Origin of the sequence: Amycolatopsis sp. DSM 110486 (assembly GCF_019468465.1) — a bacterium.
GTDB lineage: Bacteria > Actinomycetota > Actinomycetes > Mycobacteriales > Pseudonocardiaceae > Amycolatopsis.
The window spans coordinates 4,508,443-4,523,626 of the sequence record NZ_CP080519.1 but is presented as its reverse complement, the minus strand read 5'-3'; the positions used below and the strand labels follow the sequence as shown (position 1 = coordinate 4,523,626).

The window sequence follows — 15,184 nt, the reverse complement described above, 5'->3', positions numbered from 1 at the left end:
TGCGGTGGACGGCCCCTTCGGTCAGTTCTGGGGTTTCTTGGCCGTGGCGGGCTTCTGAGGGTCCTCGCCGATCACGGGTGGCGTGACCGGCGCGGGATCACCGAGGAGCTCGGAAGGCTTGGCGGGCGTGCGGTTCTTGGCCTGGCGCGTGCCGCCACCGCCACCGCCCATTCCGCCGCCGCCCATGCCGCCCATCGGCATCATGGGCATCATCGACATGCCGCCGGACTCGTTCTGGGCGACCGGCGCGGGCGCCGGGGCGAGCCCTTCGGGCCCGATCGGCGGCACGCCCGCCTGGCCCTGGGTGAGGCGAGGGTCGGCGCCGGTTTCCTTGCCCTGGTGGAGTTCCTCGGCCGCGGACGCCGAAACGGAGTCGTCGGCCGACGGTGTCGTGGCGTCGGTATGGGTCGCTGCGGTCGCGGCTTCCGCGTGGACCGTGCCGGGGTGAGTTGCGGCCTGCTGAGCCGCGCCGTCGTGCGTCGGCTGCTCCGATGTGGACGGCCCCGCGGTGACCGCTGAGGGCTGCTGCGCCGGCGCGGAATCGCCTTCGTGCAGCCGGAACTGCTCCTGCGGGTAGTGCTGCCGCACGGCGATGCTCGACTGCTCCCCCGCCGGTGCGTCCACGCCGTTGCACAGCTGCGCGAAGTGCTGCAGCACGTCCTCCGCCGCGTCGTAGAGCGACTTCACCGACTGCCCGGTCTCACGCAGCTGCGTGCGCGAGCGGCTGACGCCACCGACCGGCAGCATCGCCGACTCCGACAGCAGGTCGGCCGAGTCCACGAGCACGTCGGCGGCGTCGCCGACGATCTTGCGCAGCGATCCGGCCAGTTCCTCCAGCGCGCCCGCCAGCTCGTCCAGCGCGTCTTCGACGCCTTCGCTCGCGGACCGGATTTCACCCAGGTAGGTGACAAACGCGTCGGCGTCCTCCCCGGACCACGACGCGTCGAGCCGGCCCAGCTCGTCGGCCAGGTCGGCGGAAACGCCGCCCGCCGTCTTCGCCGCGGTGCGCAGGCGCTGCGCTTCTTCGTCGAGCTCGGCCCAGCGGCCGACCAGCGGCCGGTAGTACGTCTCGACGGGGTCGGTCACGCCGAGCTCACCCGCGAGCTCCGACACGAACGTCAGCGACGGCTCGGTCACGACAGCCCCCCGGCGCGCTTGATCTGCTCGGCCGCGTCGGCGTCACGCTGCGCGTGGCCGGCGGTGAGCTGGTCCAGCGCTTCCGCGGCCGAACGCAGCGCGGCCGCGCCTGCCTGCAGCTGCTGCCGCAACGCCCCGGACGCCCGCGCGTACGACTGGTCCAGACCGAGCCGGCCACCGAGCTCGCCGTATGCCTCGACCGTGATCGCTCCCGCACCGACGCCGGCCGCGGCCGTGTCCAGCTCGTCGGCGGCCACCGCGACCTTGGCCGCGTAGCCGCCGACGATTTCGCCGTCGATGTTCAGCGCGTTGTTCCCCGCTGCCACGACATCCCTCCGCTCACCCGACTGTCTTCGAGTGTGACGGACGCGAACCCGCTTCAGTTCCCGGCCGGCTGACCGGCTTGCTGGTTGGCCGGCGTCTGGAACGAACCCGCGTTCGGGTCGATCGGCACCGAGTCGAACTGCTTCATCACGTCCTGCGTGTTCAGCGACGAACCCGTGGGCAGCAGACCGATGATCGACTCCGGCGCGGGCTGCGCTTCGGTCAGGCCGAGCGCGGCGGCCGTCGCCTGGTCCGGCACGCCGTACCGGAGGCCGCGGTCGCTGATCAGCTGGATCGGGCCCTTGAAGAACGTCGCGGGCGACTCGGTGGCCGACTGCACCACGGCGCCGAAGCCCGGCGGCATGTAGAAGCCGGTGATCGGCAGGCCGTTCGGCCCGGTGTTGCTGATGCTCTGGACCTTGCTCGAGCCGTCGGCGTTCGTCGTCTCGGCCGGCAGGCCCTTGCTCACGTACACCGAGGTGTGGGCCGTCTTCTTGTTGGCGTCGAGCGACCAGCCGAGGCACGCCACCGGCGAGCCCTGCGTGGCGTCGAGCACGGTCGGGGTCTGCTCGGGGTAGTTGTCGACCTTCACGAACCCGCCGTCGGTGGGCTGCAGCCGTGGGACGTTGTTGATCTTCTCCAGGCCGAGGTCGGTGATCTTGGTCCCGCCGCCGTTCTTCGCCGTGCGGACGATGTCGGCGACCGCGGACGACACCTTCTGGATGCCGTTGCGGGTGATCAGCCAGAAGTCCGGCTGCGCGCCCGACGGGGTCGTGGAGAACACGTCGCCGACGGTGAGGCCGTCGAAGTCCTGCTGCGGCGCTTCACCGGCGCCATCGACGACCGGCGGCACCAGCTTGCCGACGTCGGGGATCGCGTTGAGGAACGCCTGGGAAGCCTTGCGCGCCTTGGCCGGCAGCTGTAGCGCCGCGCGCACCGGGTCGTTGTCGCCGAGGTCGACCTCGGCACGCACGGTGTTGGCGTCGGGCCGCGCCTGCGTGGCCTGCAGGCGGTAGATCAGGTAGGTCTTGCCGTCGTCCGCGCGGGCGAGCAGCGCCTGGCCCTTCGCGAGTTCGGTGCCGACGTTCGCGACGCCGCCGATCACGGTGGTGTCGGTGCGGTTCACGCTGTCGGGTTGCGGCAGCCGCGTGTCGAGCGCCACTTGGTCACAGACCGCCCAGTTGGGGGAAATGCGCTGGGTCTCACCGGGCAGAAGTTGTGGCCCATCGGGAATGCCGGTCAGCTTCTCGCGCGGAATATTCTTGAGCTGTTCATCGGAGACGACGGTCGGATTCACCGCCGCGGCCGGCGCGGCATTCGACGCGGGCTGCGCTCCGCCTTGTGCGCCTTGCGTCTGCTGCTGCGACTGCGCGAGCAAGATCAGGCGCGCGGAAGCGAGGTTGAACGTCGGAATCAGCTTTTGCGGATTGCCCGTGACCACGTAGACGGTGCCGGACTGCTCACCGATCACGATGCCGCCCGACGCCGGCACGGCGGGAGCCGGGCTGAGCAGGGCGATCAACACGAAAACGACCGCGCCGAGCACACCGAGGATCACCCCGACGACGGTCGCCCGCGAGTGCGTGCGCATCGGGTCGTGGAGCATCACCGCGTCGCGGCGGACGAGCGCCGACTGCATCCGGCGCATGACGAACTTGTAGGCCTGAACCTGACTCTTAGTCGTGGGTGTTGATGGCATTCTCGACCTACAGTCCTCCCCGTCGCGGTACGGTTCCGCAGGATAGCCGTACGGGGACCGTCTGGTGTGGGGTTTCTACCAACTCAAGCTAGGGTCGGACACCTCGGGACCGGCTTTCCGGGAACGTAGCACTCACGAGGGGAAGAGAACGCGCGGATGTCCGTCACCACGCCTCCACGTCCGCCAGGGCCCCCCGGGCCACCGCCACCCGGAGGACGTCCTCCGGGCCCGCCGCAGCGGCCGGGCAGAGCAGGCGGACCGGGCGGACCCGGTGGCGTGCCGGGCGGTCCTGGCGGCCCCGGCGGAGTCCCGCGTGGACCCGGTGGCCCGGGCGGTCCCGGTGGTCCCGGTGGTCCCGGTGGTCCCGGAGGACCCGGCGGGCCCGGCCCCCGCGGCGGCGGCCCGGGTGGTCCAGGAGGACCTGGCGGACCCGGTGGCCCTGGAGGTCCGGGGGGACCTGGCGGGCCTGGCGGCGGTTCCGGCGGACCCGGTCCTGACGGCCCCGGTTCCGGTGGCTCGCCGCAGGGTGGTGGCACTGCGACCGCGACCCGCATGGCCCCGCCTTCGCGTCAGCGGTCCGGCGGCATCAACCTAGGCCCGCTGCCTGTGGCGAACCTCGTGCTCCTCGAGGTGGGTGTCGCGATCGGACTCGTGCTGCTCGCGATCAACATGGAGCAGCTGAAGTTCATCGCCATCGGCGTCGCCGCCGTTTTCCTCATCTTCGCGTTCCTGCGCTGGGGCGGGCGCTGGTTCACCCAGTGGCTCGGTCTCACGCTGCGCTACCGCTTCCGTTCGCACGACCGCGTCGCGACCCCGCCGCCGCCCAGCAGCCTCGAAGAGCTGGCCGCGGAGAACACCACGGTGACGGGCCCGGACGACGCGCGCGTGAACCTGCTGCGCCTGGCCGTGCCGGACCTCGTGGTGGCGCACGGCGTCGACCACGAGCGCCAGCAGGTCGGCCTCGCCTGGAACGACGGCACGTGGACGGCGGTGCTCCTCGTGGAGCCGACGCCCGCGCTGATCACCCAGGCCGGCGGTGCGCCGAGCCTGCCGCTGTCGGCGCTGGCGCCGTGCCTCGAGGACCGCGGTGTGGTGCTCGACTCGATCCAGATGATCTGGCACAGCTACCCGGGTTCCGCGGCGCTGCCGTCGGACTCGCCGGCGCTCAGTTCGTACATGGAGGTGCTCGGCCCGCTGCCCGCGGCGGCCCGGCGCACCACGTGGATCGCGATCCGCCTCGACCCGCGCCGCTGCGCGGAGGCGATCCGGGAACGCGGTGGCGGCGTTGTCGGCGCCCACCGCGCGCTGATCGGTGCGCTGTCGCGCGTGCGCAACGCGCTGGAGTCGCAGGGCGTGCCGACGCGGCCCCTGGACCCGGACGAGCTGCTGCGTGCCAGCATCTCCGCCGCGGAGCTCACGGCCGTGGCGGGTTCGTCGACGAAGGTCACGCTGCAGGAGAGCTGGACGGGCGTCACGGCGGCCGGCATCGGGCACTCCAGCTACGCGATCACGAGCTGGCCGAAGGGCAAGATCACCGGCAGCCTCGACGCGCTCACGAGTGTGCGCGCGCTGTCGGCCACGGTCGCCATGTCGATTTCCCCTGCCGCGGACGAGGGCCGTATCGGCCTGCGCGGCGTGGTGCGCGTGAGCGCCCGCAACCCGCGTGAGCTCGAGGCCGCCGACCAGCGGCTCAAGTCCATTTCGGAGCGGCTCGACGTCGACCTGACGCCGTTGCGGGGCCTGCAGATCTCCGCGTTCGCCGCGACCCTGCCGATCGGAGGTACGGCATGAGCACCCGCCTTCGCGACGCCGGGCAGAACCCTGGCGTGGCCCCGGAGTTCACCGTCGACCCCGCGATGCTCGACGCGATCAGCCCCTCGGGCGACCGCGGCGGCATCGTCCTAGGCTCGGGCCTGAAGGGCGAACCGCTCACCATCTCCGCCCTGCGCTCCACGCCGACGCGCATCGTGCTCGTGGGCGGGCTGTACCTGGCCCGTCAGGTGGCGCTGCGCGCGATGGCGGTCGGTGCGTGGGTGGTTGTGGCCACCGGGCGTCCCGCGGCCTGGCAGGTGCTCTCCCAGGCCGCCGGCAACCGCGACGGCCGGCCCTCGCCCCTGGTGCAGATCCGGCGCCTGTCGCCGGTCGAGCTGCCGCGCCCGTCGGAGGACGCGCCGCTGCTCGTGGTCACCGACGGCGGCCCGACCCCGCAGGACCTCTTCCCGCCGCGTTCGCCGTGGCAGACGACCGTCTACGTCCTGCCGTACCTGCACCCGCAGGCCGGCGCGACGGCCAATGCTGCGGACCTCGTGCTGATGCAGCGCCTGCCCGCCGGCCAGGCCGAGCTGGCGGCCCGCATCTGGCGCCTGCCGCCGCAGATGATGCGCCAGCTGACCACGCTGAAGGACGACCAGGTCGTGGCGCTGGGCCGCAACCTGTGGCGTCCGCTGCGCCTGGTGACGACGCAGAAGGAACAGCAGCTGCTCGGCCCGGTGCGCCGGGGCGACTGAGCCGGTTTCGCTTGTGGTGAAGGCCTCCTCGACACGTTCGAGGAGGCCTTCGCTGTGTTCAGATCAGCAGTTCGGCGACGACACCCGGGGCCTCCCGCATCGCGTTGTGGGCGGTCGGGAGGTCACGGACGCGCCAGCCCGGATCGGCTTGGAGCCGGGCGCGGAGTCCGGCGAAGGGGGTGCCGTCTTCCCAGCCGGAGCAGTAGACGAAGTCGCGCCGGGGCACGCGATCGACGACGCCGGTGAGCCGGATCGTTTGCACGAGGGAGGCCAGCGGGTGGGGCCGGCGGCGGGGATCGCCGCCGTGCGGGGCGCGGAAGGGCGGGCGGACGGTGTGGCCCGTGTCGGCCGCACCGGCCACGAAGGACTGCCGGTAGGCCTCGGTGGTCAACGACCAGCACGACTCGCCGTCACGCGGAACGTAGGCGTCGAGGTGAACCAGACGCGAGACCCGGCCACCCGCGCGGTCGGCAGCGGCGGAGATCACCATCCCGCCGTAGCTGTGCCCGACCAGGGTCGCGTCGGTGATCCGGGCGCGATCCAGGAGGCTCACGACGTCGTCGGCGTGGGTGTCGAGGTTGGCGCTCGCGACCGTCGTGTCGTCATCGTCGGGCCGCAATCCCGTCAGGGTCAGCGCGTGGACGGTGTGACCGGCACGCTCCAGCAGCGGGGTGACCGACTCGAACGTCCAGGAACCGTGCCACGCACCGGGCACGAGGACGAACGTCGCCATGGCAAATCTCCTTCTTGGCTCGCGAGGGAGGACCACCCCAGGTCATCACCCCCAGGGCGTGGCGCACCACCGATAGGCCGCCCCTTGATGCCCGTACGCCGCCACGGGTCCGCTAGCGGCGGGCCAGCAGGTGCGCGTCGAGGAAACCCCGCTCGGACCGCGGGTCGTGGACGAGGCGGGCGGACTCGGCGAGGCCGGCGTCTGCGAGCAGCTCGGCGAAGCGGTCGACCGGCCAGCTGTAGGCGGGTGCGACCTTGTGGTCGAAGCGGACCGGCTCCGGTGCGTCGGTCGCGAAGAACGAGACCAGCGACAGACCGCCCGGGGCCAGGACGCGCGTCAGCTCGGCGAGCAGCGCGGGCACTTCCGCCGGCGGGGTGTGGATCAGCGAGTAGTGGGCCACCACGCCGCCGAGGGAGCCGTCCTCGAGCGGCAGGGCTTCCGTCCGGGCCTCGTCGAAGCGCAGCACCGGGAACGACTTCCGGGCGTGCTCGACCATGCCAGGAGACAGGTCGAGGCCCCGGGCGGCCAGCCCCTGGTCGGCCAGAAACGCGGTGATGTGCCCAGGACCGCAGCCGATGTCGGCCACGCGCGAGTTGCCCGTCGCGGCGACCAGCTCGGCGAAGGTGCGGACCATGGTCCGCGTGAACGGCATCGTCTCCAGCTGCCGGTCGGCGAAGAGCGACGCGTACAGCTCGACGACGCCGTCGTAGGCCGCCCTGGTCTCGTCCTGGTGCTCCCCCATGCGGAGAGAAGCTACAGGTCGTCGGCGGAGCGGACGTTGCGCGTCTGCTCGGCGCGCGCGGCGAGTTCTGCGTCCGGCGGGTAGTCCACGGCGGTGAGCGTGAGGCCGTGGGCCGGCGCGACGGCGCTGTCCCGCTTGCCGCTGGAGAGGACCTCGGCGGGCCAGGAGCGGGCGCGGCGGCCGTCGCCGACCATCAGCAGCACACCGACGAGGCTGCGGACCATCGAGTGACAGAAGGCGTCGGCGGAGACGCGGACTTCCAGCAGGTGCTCGTCGAGCCGGGTCCACTCCAGCTGCTGCAGCTCACGGATCGTGGTGCCGCCCTCGCGCTGCTTGCAGTAGGCGGCGAAGTCCTGCAGGCCGAGCAGGTCCGCGGCGGCCTCGTTCATCGCGTCCGTCGACAGTGGACGGCCCCAGGCGAGGGTATCGTTGCGACGCAGCGGATCGACGCCCCACGGCGCGTCTGAGACGCGATAGCGGTAGTGGCGGCGGATGGCCGAGAAGCGGGCGTCGAAGCCCGCAGGGGCGACGCGGGCGCGGAGCACGCGCACGTCTGCGGGCATCAGCTTGTTCCAGCGGCCCGTCATGCGCGTGAGGTCCGGGATGCCGTGCGCGTCAACCGGCACGCGGCCGGGAGCACCGGGCTCCAGCGGGACGACGTCCACGTGCACGACCTGACCCGTCGCGTGCACCCCGGCGTCCGTGCGGCCCGCGACGACCACGGACTTGGGCACGGACGCGCCCGGAGGCTGGCGCTGCAGGGCCGCTTCCAACTCGGCCTGCACGGTGCGCCGGCCGGGCTGGCGGGCCCAGCCGGAAAAGTCCGTGCCGTCGTAGGACACGTCCAAGCGCAGACGAACGAGCCCGCCCTCCCCGGAGGGAGTGGCGGGCTCGTCCGGTGTCGACTGTGCCGTCAGGACTTCAGTCCTTCTTGGCGTCCGCGTCGTCAGCGGCCTCGTCCGAGTCCGACTCGGCCGAAGCCTCTTCCGAAGCCGCGGCCTCGGTGGTCTCCTCGGCCGGAGCCTCGGCGACGGCTTCTTCCGACGTGGTCTCTTCGACCACGGCAGCCTCGGCCGGCTTCTCGTCCTTCGCGAACTTCGTGTTGCGAGCCCGCTCGGCTTCCGACGTCACGGTCTTCTCCGCGACCAGTTCGATGACGGCCATGGCGGCGTTGTCGCCCTTGCGCGGCATCGTCTTGGTGATGCGGGTGTAACCGCCGGCGCGCTCCGCGAAGTGCGGACCGATCTCGGCGAAGAGCTTGTGCACGACGTCCTTGTCACGCACGACCTTCTGCACCTGGCGACGGTTGTGCAGGTCGCCCCGCTTCGCCTTGGTGATCAGCTTCTCGGCCAGCGGGCGCACCCGGCGGGCCTTCGCCTCGGTCGTGGTGATCTTGCCGTGCTCGAACAGCTGCGAGGCCAGGTTGGCCAGGATCAGCCGCTCGTGCGCGGACGAGCCGCCGAGCCGGGCTCCCTTGGTAGGGGTGGGCATTGGTTCTCCTAGTTCAGCTGCACAGCTCCAGGCCTACGCGGCCTTACAGCTGCTCCGTCTCTGCGTAGTCCTGGCCATCGTCGTGGCCCTCGTCCGAAATCCCGCCGCCGATGCCGGCGACGCTTCCCGACCAGCCCTCACCGTCGTAGCTGGCGGCAGCCGCGGTCGGGTCGAACCCGGGCGGGCTGTCCTTGAGCGCCAGGCCGAGACCGACCAGCTTCAGCTTGACCTCGTCGATCGACTTCGCACCGAAGTTGCGGATGTCGAGCAGGTCCGCCTCGCTGCGCGAGACGAGCTCGCCCACCGTGTGGATGCCTTCGCGCTTGAGGCAGTTGTACGACCGGACGGTGAGGTCCAGGTCCTCGATCGGCATCGCGTAGGCGGCGATGGTGTCCGCTTCCTGCGGCGACGGGCCGATCTCGATGCCTTCGGCGTCGACGTTCAGCTCGCGAGCGAGACCGAACAGCTCCACCAGCGTCTTGCCCGCCGACGCGACCGCGTCGCGCGGCGTGATCGACGGCTTGGTCTCGACGTCCAGGATCAGCTTGTCGAAGTCGGTGCGCTGCTCGACACGAGTGGCCTCGACCTTGTACGTCACCTTCAGCACCGGCGAGTAGATCGAGTCGACCGGGATACGGCCGATCTCGGCGCCGGCCTGCTTGTTCTGCAGGGCCGGAACGTAACCGCGGCCGCGCTCGACGACGAGCTCGATCTCGAGCTTGCCCTTGCCGTTCAGCGCCGCGATGTGAAGGTCCGGGTTGTGCACGGTGACGCCGGCCGGGGGCACGATGTCGGCAGCCGTGACCTCACCGGGGCCCTGCTTGCGCAGGTACATGGTGACCGGCTCGTCCTCTTCCGAGGACACCACGAGCTCCTTGAGGTTCAGGATGATGTCGGTGACGTCTTCCTTCACCCCGGGAACGGTGGTGAATTCGTGCAGCACGCCGTCGATGCGGATGCTCGTCACGGCCGCGCCCGGAATGGACGACAGCAGCGTGCGCCGCAGCGAGTTGCCGAGCGTGTAGCCGAAGCCGGGCTCCAGCGGTTCGATGGTGAACCGGGAGCGGGTCTCGTTGACCGTCTCTTCGCCGAGAGCCGGCCGCTGGGAAATCAGCATTTTTCCTAATTCCTTTCCAGACGACGCCCGCCATATGACGTCGAAGGGATGGCGCGGCGGCGGCGCACTTCGGGCGCCGCCGCCCGTAACTCGGCCCGGAAGCCGGGTTACTTGGAGTAGAGCTCGACGATCAGCTGTTCCTGAACCGGAACGTCGATCTGCGCACGCTCCGGCAGCTGGTGGACCAGCACGCGGAGGTTGGACTGGACGACCTGCAGCCACGCCGGAATGGGGCGCTCGCCGAAGGACTCCTTCGCCACCACGAGGGGCAGCATCGTGAACGACTTCGGCCGCACGTCGATGATGTCCCACTTGGAGACCTGGAAGGACGGGACGTTGACCTTCACGCCGTTGACCAGGAAGTGGCCGTGGCTCACCAGCTGGCGCGCCTGGCGGCGCGTGCGGGCGATGCCGGCGCGGTAGATCACGTTGTCCAGCCGGGACTCGAGGATCTGCAGCAGGTTCTCACCGGTCTTACCGGGACGCCGGACGGCTTCCTTGTAGTACCGGACGAACTGGCGCTCGAGAACGCCGTAGGTGTAGCGAGCCTTCTGCTTCTCCTGCGACTGCAGGAGGTACTCGGACTCCTTGATGCGCCCGCGGCCGTGCTGGCCCGGCGGGTAGGGGCGACGCTCGAAAGCCTGGTCGCCGCCGATGAGGTCAACCTTGAGGCGACGCGAAATACGCGTCGCGGGGCCGGTGTAACGAGCCATTTCTTCTTACTCCTCCCCGTTCCTCAGACCCGGCGCCGCTTGGGCGGGCGGCAGCCGTTGTGAGGCTGCGGGGTCACGTCCTGGATGGTGCCGACCTCGAGACCGGCGGCCTGCAGCGAGCGGATCGCCGTCTCGCGGCCCGAACCCGGGCCCTTCACGAAGACGTCGACCTTCTTCATGCCGTGCTCGGCAGCCTTGCGGGCGGCGTTCTCGGCGGCCATCTGCGCGGCGAACGGGGTGGACTTGCGCGAGCCCTTGAAGCCCACGTGACCACTCGACGCCCACGCGATCACAGCGCCCGTGGGGTCCGTGATCGAGACGATGGTGTTGTTGAACGTGCTCTTGATGTGCGCGTGACCGTGCGCAACGTTCTTCTTTTCCTTGCGGCGGACCTTCTTGGCCCCCGCCGCAGTACGAGACTTCGGTGGCATGTTCTGAGGGTTCTCCTGTTAGCGCGCGTTCTCTTGGTGAGCGGCGGCCGCTTCGGCCTGTCCGCGCCGGATGATCGACCCGGCGTCGGTGTACAGGTTGCGCAGCGCCATCGGGCGGGCGTAGAGCGCCTTGGGCGAGACACAAGCCGTGCCGCGACGGTTCCCGCCGCCCATCTGCACGACCTTCTTGCCCTTGACGCTCACTTCTTGCCAGCCTTCTTCTTGCCGGCGACCGTCTTCTTCGGACCCTTGCGGGTGCGGGCGTTGGTCTTGGTCCGCTGACCGCGGACGGGCAGACCACGACGCCAGCGCAGGCCCTGGTAGGTGCCGATCTCGATCTTGCGACGGATGTCGGCGTTCACCTCACGGCGAAGGTCACCCTCGACCTTGAAGTTCTCGTCGATGTACTCGCGCAGCTTGATGAGGTCGTCGTCGCTGAGGTCCTTCACGCGGGTGTCCGCGTTCAGCTCGGCGGCGGCGATCATCTGCTTCGAGCGTGTACGGCCGATGCCGTAGATGTAGGTCAGCGCGATCTCCAACCGCTTTTCGCGGGGGAGGTCTACGCCAGCGAGTCGTGCCATGGGCGCTATAGCTCCTTCTTCGATTTCGTCTTCAGGTCTTCTCCCCGTCCGGTTCCGGAACCGACTCGCCTGTCGTGCCCGCCGCTTGCGCTGCGGGTGTCCCGGCCCCGGCCTGAAGTCCGGGGGTGAACCGGACCGCTCACGCGGCCCGGCAGGTGCGGGGAGGGTGTGTAGCCGTCAATCCGCTCTGCTGAAGTGCAGTGCTCAGCCCTGACGCTGCTTGTGACGCAGGTTCTCGCAGATCACCATGATCCGTCCGTGGCGGCGGATCACCTTGCACTTGTCGCAGATCTTCTTGACGCTCGGCTGGACCTTCACGTCTCCGACTCTCCTGCTTCTTCTCAGCTCTTCGTGATCACTTGTAGCGGTAGACGATGCGACCACGAGACAAGTCGTAGGGCGAAAGCTCCACGACGACCCTGTCCTCGGGCAGGATGCGGATGTAGTGCTGCCGCATCTTGCCGCTGATGTGGGCAAGAACTTTGTGGCCGTTCTCCAACTCGACGCGGAACATCGCGTTGGGGAGCGGCTCGACCACGCGGCCTTCGACCTCGATGGCCCCGTCTTTCTTAGCCATGTCCTCCGCAATCCCTGAATGCACGCTTGATGCACACAGCGTGATCGGTTTGAGCTCGAGTCCCTTGCTTACTGGGGTGCTGCTCCGGCACACTCCACCCCGACTCCGAGTGTTCGCGAGAGTTCACGAGCGCGCAGGAACCGGCGCGATGAGTACGCCGACTTGACAGAGTACGCGACTCGTGTCGCGACCCCCAAACGGGGGGTAACTGTGCTACAAGCCGGCGGTCGGGCGCCAGGGTTCCAGTATGCCTGAAAACGAGCCGACCTGCGAGAATCGCCTGGTCAGGTGAACTTTTCCAGCCGGGTGAGCGGCAGTGCCAGCCCTCGTCAGTCCTCTTCGGGCGCGGTGAGCACCCAGGGACCGTCCTCGGTGATGGCGACGGTGTGCTCCCAGTGCGACGCGCGGGAGCCGTCGGCCGTGACCACGGTCCAGCCGTCCTCGAGCTCCACGGTCTCGCCGCCGCCCCCGGTGAGCATGGGCTCGATCGCGAGCGCCATGCCGACCTTGAGCCGCGGGCCCTTGCCGGGCTTGCCGACGTTGGGCAGGAACGGGTCCATGTGCATCTGGCGGCCAATGCCGTGGCCGCCGTACTCGAGGATCATCCCGTACTCGACGCCGTTGTCGCGGCCGGCCTTCTCGGCCGCGGTCTGCACGGCGAACGAGATGTCGGTGAGCCGCCCGCCCGCGCGCACGGCCTCGATGCCGGCCCACATGGACTTCTCCGTGGCGGCGGACAGCGCGAGGTCCTTCTCGCTGACGGCGCCGATCGCGAGCGTCACGGCGGAGTCGCCGTGCCAGCCGTCGAGGATGGCGCCGCAGTCGACCGAGATCAGGTCACCGTCGCCCAGCACCTGCCGGCTCGACGGGATGCCGTGGACGATCTGCTCGTTCACCGACGCGCAGATCGACGCGGGGAAACCGTGGTAACCCTTGAAGGACGGCACGGCCCCCGCGTCGCGGATCGTCTGCTCGGCCAGCTCGTCGAGCTCGGCAGTGCTGACACCGACCTGCGCACGCTCGCGCACGGCGGACAGCGTCCTCGCGACGACCAGCCCGGCCGCCCGCATCGCCTGCAGCTCGCCCGGCGTCTTGACCTCGATCATGCGCCCACGGCGGAGCACTTGCAGAACACGCAACCCTCCGAGATTCACGTGCGGTCGCGCAGCGCTTTCAGCACGCGGTCCGAGATCTCCTGCACGTCGCCCACGCCGTCGACAGCCACCAGGATGTCGGCGTAGTACTCCAGCAGCGGAGCGGTCTCTGACCAGTAGATCTGCTGACGGCGGCGGATGACCTCTTCGGTGTCGTCGGCGCGGCCGCGGGCCATCAGCCGGGACACGACGACGTCTTCAGGCACCTGCAGCTGGATCACGGACTCGAGCGCGCAGTCGGATTCCTTCAGCATCTCGCCGAGGACCTCGGCCTGCTTCGTGTTGCGGGGGAAACCGTCGAGCAGGAAGCCGGCCTTCGCGTCGGGCTCGGCGAGCCGCTCGCGGACCATCTCGTTGGTCACCGAGTCGGGGACGAGCTCACCCGAGTCGAGGTAGCGCTTGGCCTCCTGGCCGAGCGGCGTCTCCTGACCGACGTGTGCGCGGAACAGGTCACCCGTCGAGATGTGCGGAACCCGCAGCTGCTCCGACAGGGCCACCGCCTGCGTACCTTTACCCGCGCCGGGCGGGCCGACGAGAACCACACGCGTCACTTCAAGAACCCTTCGTAGTTGCGCTGCATCAGCTGGCTTTCGATCTGCTTCACGGTGTCGAGACCGACACCCACCATGATCAGCACAGCCGTGCCACCGAACGGGAAGTTCTGGTTGTTCCCGCTGCCGGTGAGGGACAGGAAGAAGTTCGGGAGGATCGCGATGATGCCCAGGTACAGCGAGCCCGGCAGCGTGATGCGGCCGAGGACGTAGCTCAGGTATTCGGCAGTGGGGCGGCCCGGGCGGATACCCGGGATGAACCCACCGAACTTCTTCATCTCGTCCGCACGCTCGTCGACGTTGAACGTGATCGTGATGTAGAAGTAAGTGAAGAAGATGATCAACGCGAAGTACGCGAGGATGTGCACCCAGCTGCTCTGGTTGACCAGGTAGTTCTGGATGAAGGACTGCCAGCCGGAGTTGCTGTTCGGGTCGCCGATGAGCTGGCTGAGCAGCTGCGGCAGGTACAGCAGCGACGACGCGAAGATGACCGGGATGACACCGGCCTGGTTCACCTTGATCGGCAGGTAGGTCGACGTGCCGCCGTACATCCGGCGGCCGATCATGCGCTTGGCGTACTGCACCGGGATCCGGCGCTGCCCCTGCTCCACGAAGATGACGCTCGCGATGATCACCAAACCGAACACGCAGATCATGACCAGGGCGACCGCGCCGCCGTTGCTCATGATGTTGGCGCCCTCGGTGGGGATGCGGGCCGCGATGTTCAGGAAGATCAGGACCGACATGCCGTTGCCGACGCCGCGCTCGGTGATGAGCTCGCCCAGCCACATCATGACGGCGGTGCCCGCGGTCATGGTGCAGACGATCAGCGCCAGCGAGTAGACGCTGTTGTCCGGGATGATCTGCTGCTGGCAGCCCTGGAAGAGGGTGCCGCGGTCGGCCAGCGCGACAACGCCGGTGGCCTGCAGGATCGCCAGGGCGATCGTGAGGTACCGGGTGTACTGCGTGAGCTTGTTCTGGCCGGCCTGGCCTTCCTTCTTCAGCTCCTCGAACCGCGGGATCACCACGGTCAGCAGCTGGATGATGATGCTCGCCGTGATGTACGGCATGATGCCGGTCGAGAACAGCGACAGCTGGAGCAGCGCACCACCGCTGAACAGGTTCAGCAGCTGGTAGACGCCCTGCTGGTCGGCCTGAGAGCTACAGGCCTGCACGGCGGAGAACGAGATCCCCGGGGCCGGGATGGCGGCACCGATCCGGTAGACCGCGACGATGGCTAGCGTGAACAGGATCTTCTTGCGTAGATCCGGCGTCGCGAGAGCCGAGCGGAAGGCGCTGAGCACGCGGGGGACCTCCTCGGCGTCGTCGGCTGTCCTACCGACGATCGGCTTGGCCGGCACGAGGCCGGCGGGAACACAGCTCACTGGCAGGCAAGCCAGGAACGCCTCAGGGCACAGTGGTCCCGA

19 protein-coding genes are annotated in these 15,184 nt (G+C 69.5%); 2 read left to right on the top strand and 17 right to left on the bottom strand.

The window, feature by feature from the left end; translation table 11 throughout:
* Positions 1 to 21: 21 nt before the first annotated feature.
* The 3 genes from K1T34_RS22085 to eccB are packed head-to-tail and all read right to left on the bottom strand — an operon-like array spanning position 22 to position 3,160.
* The gene (locus K1T34_RS22085) at positions 22 to 1,137 is read right to left on the bottom strand and encodes a WXG100 family type VII secretion target (RefSeq protein WP_220246105.1); all 1,116 of its coding nucleotides are present in this window, start codon (positions 1,135 to 1,137) and stop codon (positions 22 to 24) included.
* The gene (locus K1T34_RS22080; RefSeq protein ID WP_255638639.1) at positions 1,134 to 1,463 is read right to left on the bottom strand and encodes a hypothetical protein; all 330 of its coding nucleotides are present in this window, start codon (positions 1,461 to 1,463) and stop codon (positions 1,134 to 1,136) included. The genes K1T34_RS22085 and K1T34_RS22080 overlap by 4 nt, the downstream gene beginning before the upstream one ends.
* 53 nt (positions 1,464 to 1,516) lie before the next feature.
* Positions 1,517 to 3,160 (bottom strand): type VII secretion protein EccB, encoded by a 1,644-nt coding sequence (gene eccB / locus K1T34_RS22075; RefSeq protein ID WP_220246104.1) that lies wholly within the window; start codon positions 3,158 to 3,160, stop codon positions 1,517 to 1,519.
* Between the two features lie 552 nt (positions 3,161 to 3,712).
* Between eccB and eccE the strand changes: the two genes are divergently transcribed.
* Positions 3,713 to 4,951, top strand: coding sequence for a type VII secretion protein EccE (eccE, locus tag K1T34_RS22070; protein ID WP_220246103.1), 1,239 nt, complete (start codon positions 3,713 to 3,715; stop codon positions 4,949 to 4,951).
* Positions 4,948 to 5,667, top strand: a complete 720-nt coding sequence (locus K1T34_RS22065) for a hypothetical protein (protein ID WP_220246102.1) — start codon at positions 4,948 to 4,950, stop codon at positions 5,665 to 5,667. Before eccE ends, K1T34_RS22065 begins: the two co-directional genes overlap by 4 nt.
* Before the next feature lie 58 nt (positions 5,668 to 5,725).
* Here the strand turns inward: K1T34_RS22065 and K1T34_RS22060 are convergent, their stop codons facing one another.
* From K1T34_RS22060 to secY, 14 genes are all read right to left on the bottom strand, one after another.
* Positions 5,726 to 6,400, bottom strand: coding sequence for an alpha/beta fold hydrolase (locus K1T34_RS22060; RefSeq protein WP_220246101.1), 675 nt, complete (start codon positions 6,398 to 6,400; stop codon positions 5,726 to 5,728).
* 112 nt (positions 6,401 to 6,512) lie between these two features.
* Entirely contained in the window at positions 6,513 to 7,142 is a 630-nt protein-coding gene (locus K1T34_RS22055) for a class I SAM-dependent methyltransferase (protein ID WP_220246100.1), read from the bottom strand.
* An 11-nt stretch (positions 7,143 to 7,153) separates the two neighbouring features.
* Positions 7,154 to 7,990, bottom strand: coding sequence for a tRNA pseudouridine(38-40) synthase TruA (gene truA, locus K1T34_RS22050; protein ID WP_255638638.1), 837 nt, complete (start codon positions 7,988 to 7,990; stop codon positions 7,154 to 7,156).
* A gap of 73 nt (positions 7,991 to 8,063) precedes the next feature.
* The gene (gene rplQ / locus K1T34_RS22045; protein ID WP_220246099.1) at positions 8,064 to 8,633 is read right to left on the bottom strand and encodes a 50S ribosomal protein L17; all 570 of its coding nucleotides are present in this window, start codon (positions 8,631 to 8,633) and stop codon (positions 8,064 to 8,066) included.
* Between the two features lie 43 nt (positions 8,634 to 8,676).
* The gene (locus tag K1T34_RS22040) at positions 8,677 to 9,750 is read right to left on the bottom strand and encodes a DNA-directed RNA polymerase subunit alpha (protein WP_220246098.1); all 1,074 of its coding nucleotides are present in this window, start codon (positions 9,748 to 9,750) and stop codon (positions 8,677 to 8,679) included.
* Between the two features lie 107 nt (positions 9,751 to 9,857).
* The gene (gene rpsD / locus K1T34_RS22035) at positions 9,858 to 10,463 is read right to left on the bottom strand and encodes a 30S ribosomal protein S4 (RefSeq protein ID WP_220246097.1); all 606 of its coding nucleotides are present in this window, start codon (positions 10,461 to 10,463) and stop codon (positions 9,858 to 9,860) included.
* A 23-nt stretch (positions 10,464 to 10,486) separates the two neighbouring features.
* On the bottom strand, positions 10,487 to 10,894 hold the full coding sequence (gene rpsK, locus K1T34_RS22030; protein ID WP_004558885.1) for a 30S ribosomal protein S11: 408 nt from the start codon (positions 10,892 to 10,894) through the stop codon (positions 10,487 to 10,489).
* 18 nt (positions 10,895 to 10,912) lie between these two features.
* Positions 10,913 to 11,098, bottom strand: a complete 186-nt coding sequence (locus K1T34_RS22025) for a hypothetical protein (RefSeq protein WP_220246096.1) — start codon at positions 11,096 to 11,098, stop codon at positions 10,913 to 10,915.
* The gene (gene rpsM, locus K1T34_RS22020) at positions 11,095 to 11,475 is read right to left on the bottom strand and encodes a 30S ribosomal protein S13 (protein WP_220246095.1); all 381 of its coding nucleotides are present in this window, start codon (positions 11,473 to 11,475) and stop codon (positions 11,095 to 11,097) included. The genes K1T34_RS22025 and rpsM overlap by 4 nt, the downstream gene beginning before the upstream one ends.
* Positions 11,476 to 11,679: 204 nt before the next feature.
* Positions 11,680 to 11,793 carry a 50S ribosomal protein L36 gene (gene rpmJ / locus K1T34_RS22015; RefSeq protein WP_004558882.1) on the bottom strand — a complete coding sequence of 38 codons (114 nt, stop codon included), beginning with the start codon at positions 11,791 to 11,793 and terminating at the stop codon, positions 11,680 to 11,682.
* Between the two features lie 37 nt (positions 11,794 to 11,830).
* On the bottom strand, positions 11,831 to 12,052 hold the full coding sequence (gene infA / locus K1T34_RS22010) for a translation initiation factor IF-1 (RefSeq protein WP_004558881.1): 222 nt from the start codon (positions 12,050 to 12,052) through the stop codon (positions 11,831 to 11,833).
* A gap of 329 nt (positions 12,053 to 12,381) precedes the next feature.
* On the bottom strand, positions 12,382 to 13,158 hold the full coding sequence (map, locus tag K1T34_RS22005; protein ID WP_220246094.1) for a type I methionyl aminopeptidase: 777 nt from the start codon (positions 13,156 to 13,158) through the stop codon (positions 12,382 to 12,384).
* A gap of 44 nt (positions 13,159 to 13,202) precedes the next feature.
* Positions 13,203 to 13,757, bottom strand: coding sequence for an adenylate kinase (locus tag K1T34_RS22000; RefSeq protein WP_220246093.1), 555 nt, complete (start codon positions 13,755 to 13,757; stop codon positions 13,203 to 13,205).
* Positions 13,754 to 15,061: a preprotein translocase subunit SecY gene (gene secY, locus K1T34_RS21995; RefSeq protein ID WP_220247338.1), complete on the bottom strand. Its 1,308-nt coding sequence runs from the start codon at positions 15,059 to 15,061 to the stop codon at positions 13,754 to 13,756. Before secY ends, K1T34_RS22000 begins: the two co-directional genes overlap by 4 nt.
* Between the last annotated feature and the right edge of the window lie 123 nt (positions 15,062 to 15,184).

What these genes read in the sequence shown, in the direction of transcription:
- rpsK (WP_004558885.1), bottom strand. Translation starts at nt 10,894, where the DNA reads ATGCCACCGAAGTCTCGTACTGCGGCGGGGGCCAAGAAGGTCCGCCGC.
- rpsD (WP_220246097.1), bottom strand. Translation starts at nt 10,463, where the DNA reads ATGGCTCGTTACACCGGCCCCGCGACGCGTATTTCGCGTCGCCTCAAG.
- K1T34_RS22060 (WP_220246101.1), bottom strand. Translation starts at nt 6,400, where the DNA reads ATGGCGACGTTCGTCCTCGTGCCCGGTGCGTGGCACGGTTCCTGGACG.
- rplQ (WP_220246099.1), bottom strand. Translation starts at nt 8,633, where the DNA reads ATGCCCACCCCTACCAAGGGAGCCCGGCTCGGCGGCTCGTCCGCGCAC.
- K1T34_RS22055 (WP_220246100.1), bottom strand. Translation starts at nt 7,142, where the DNA reads ATGGGGGAGCACCAGGACGAGACCAGGGCGGCCTACGACGGCGTCGTC.
- infA (WP_004558881.1), bottom strand. Translation starts at nt 12,052, where the DNA reads ATGGCTAAGAAAGACGGGGCCATCGAGGTCGAAGGCCGCGTGGTCGAG.
- K1T34_RS22040 (WP_220246098.1), bottom strand. Translation starts at nt 9,750, where the DNA reads ATGCTGATTTCCCAGCGGCCGGCTCTCGGCGAAGAGACGGTCAACGAG.
- K1T34_RS22065 (WP_220246102.1), top strand. Translation starts at nt 4,948, where the DNA reads ATGAGCACCCGCCTTCGCGACGCCGGGCAGAACCCTGGCGTGGCCCCG.
- map (WP_220246094.1), bottom strand. Translation starts at nt 13,158, where the DNA reads ATGATCGAGGTCAAGACGCCGGGCGAGCTGCAGGCGATGCGGGCGGCC.
- eccB (WP_220246104.1), bottom strand. Translation starts at nt 3,160, where the DNA reads ATGCCATCAACACCCACGACTAAGAGTCAGGTTCAGGCCTACAAGTTC.
- rpsM (WP_220246095.1), bottom strand. Translation starts at nt 11,475, where the DNA reads ATGGCACGACTCGCTGGCGTAGACCTCCCCCGCGAAAAGCGGTTGGAG.
- eccE (WP_220246103.1), top strand. Translation starts at nt 3,713, where the DNA reads ATGGCCCCGCCTTCGCGTCAGCGGTCCGGCGGCATCAACCTAGGCCCG.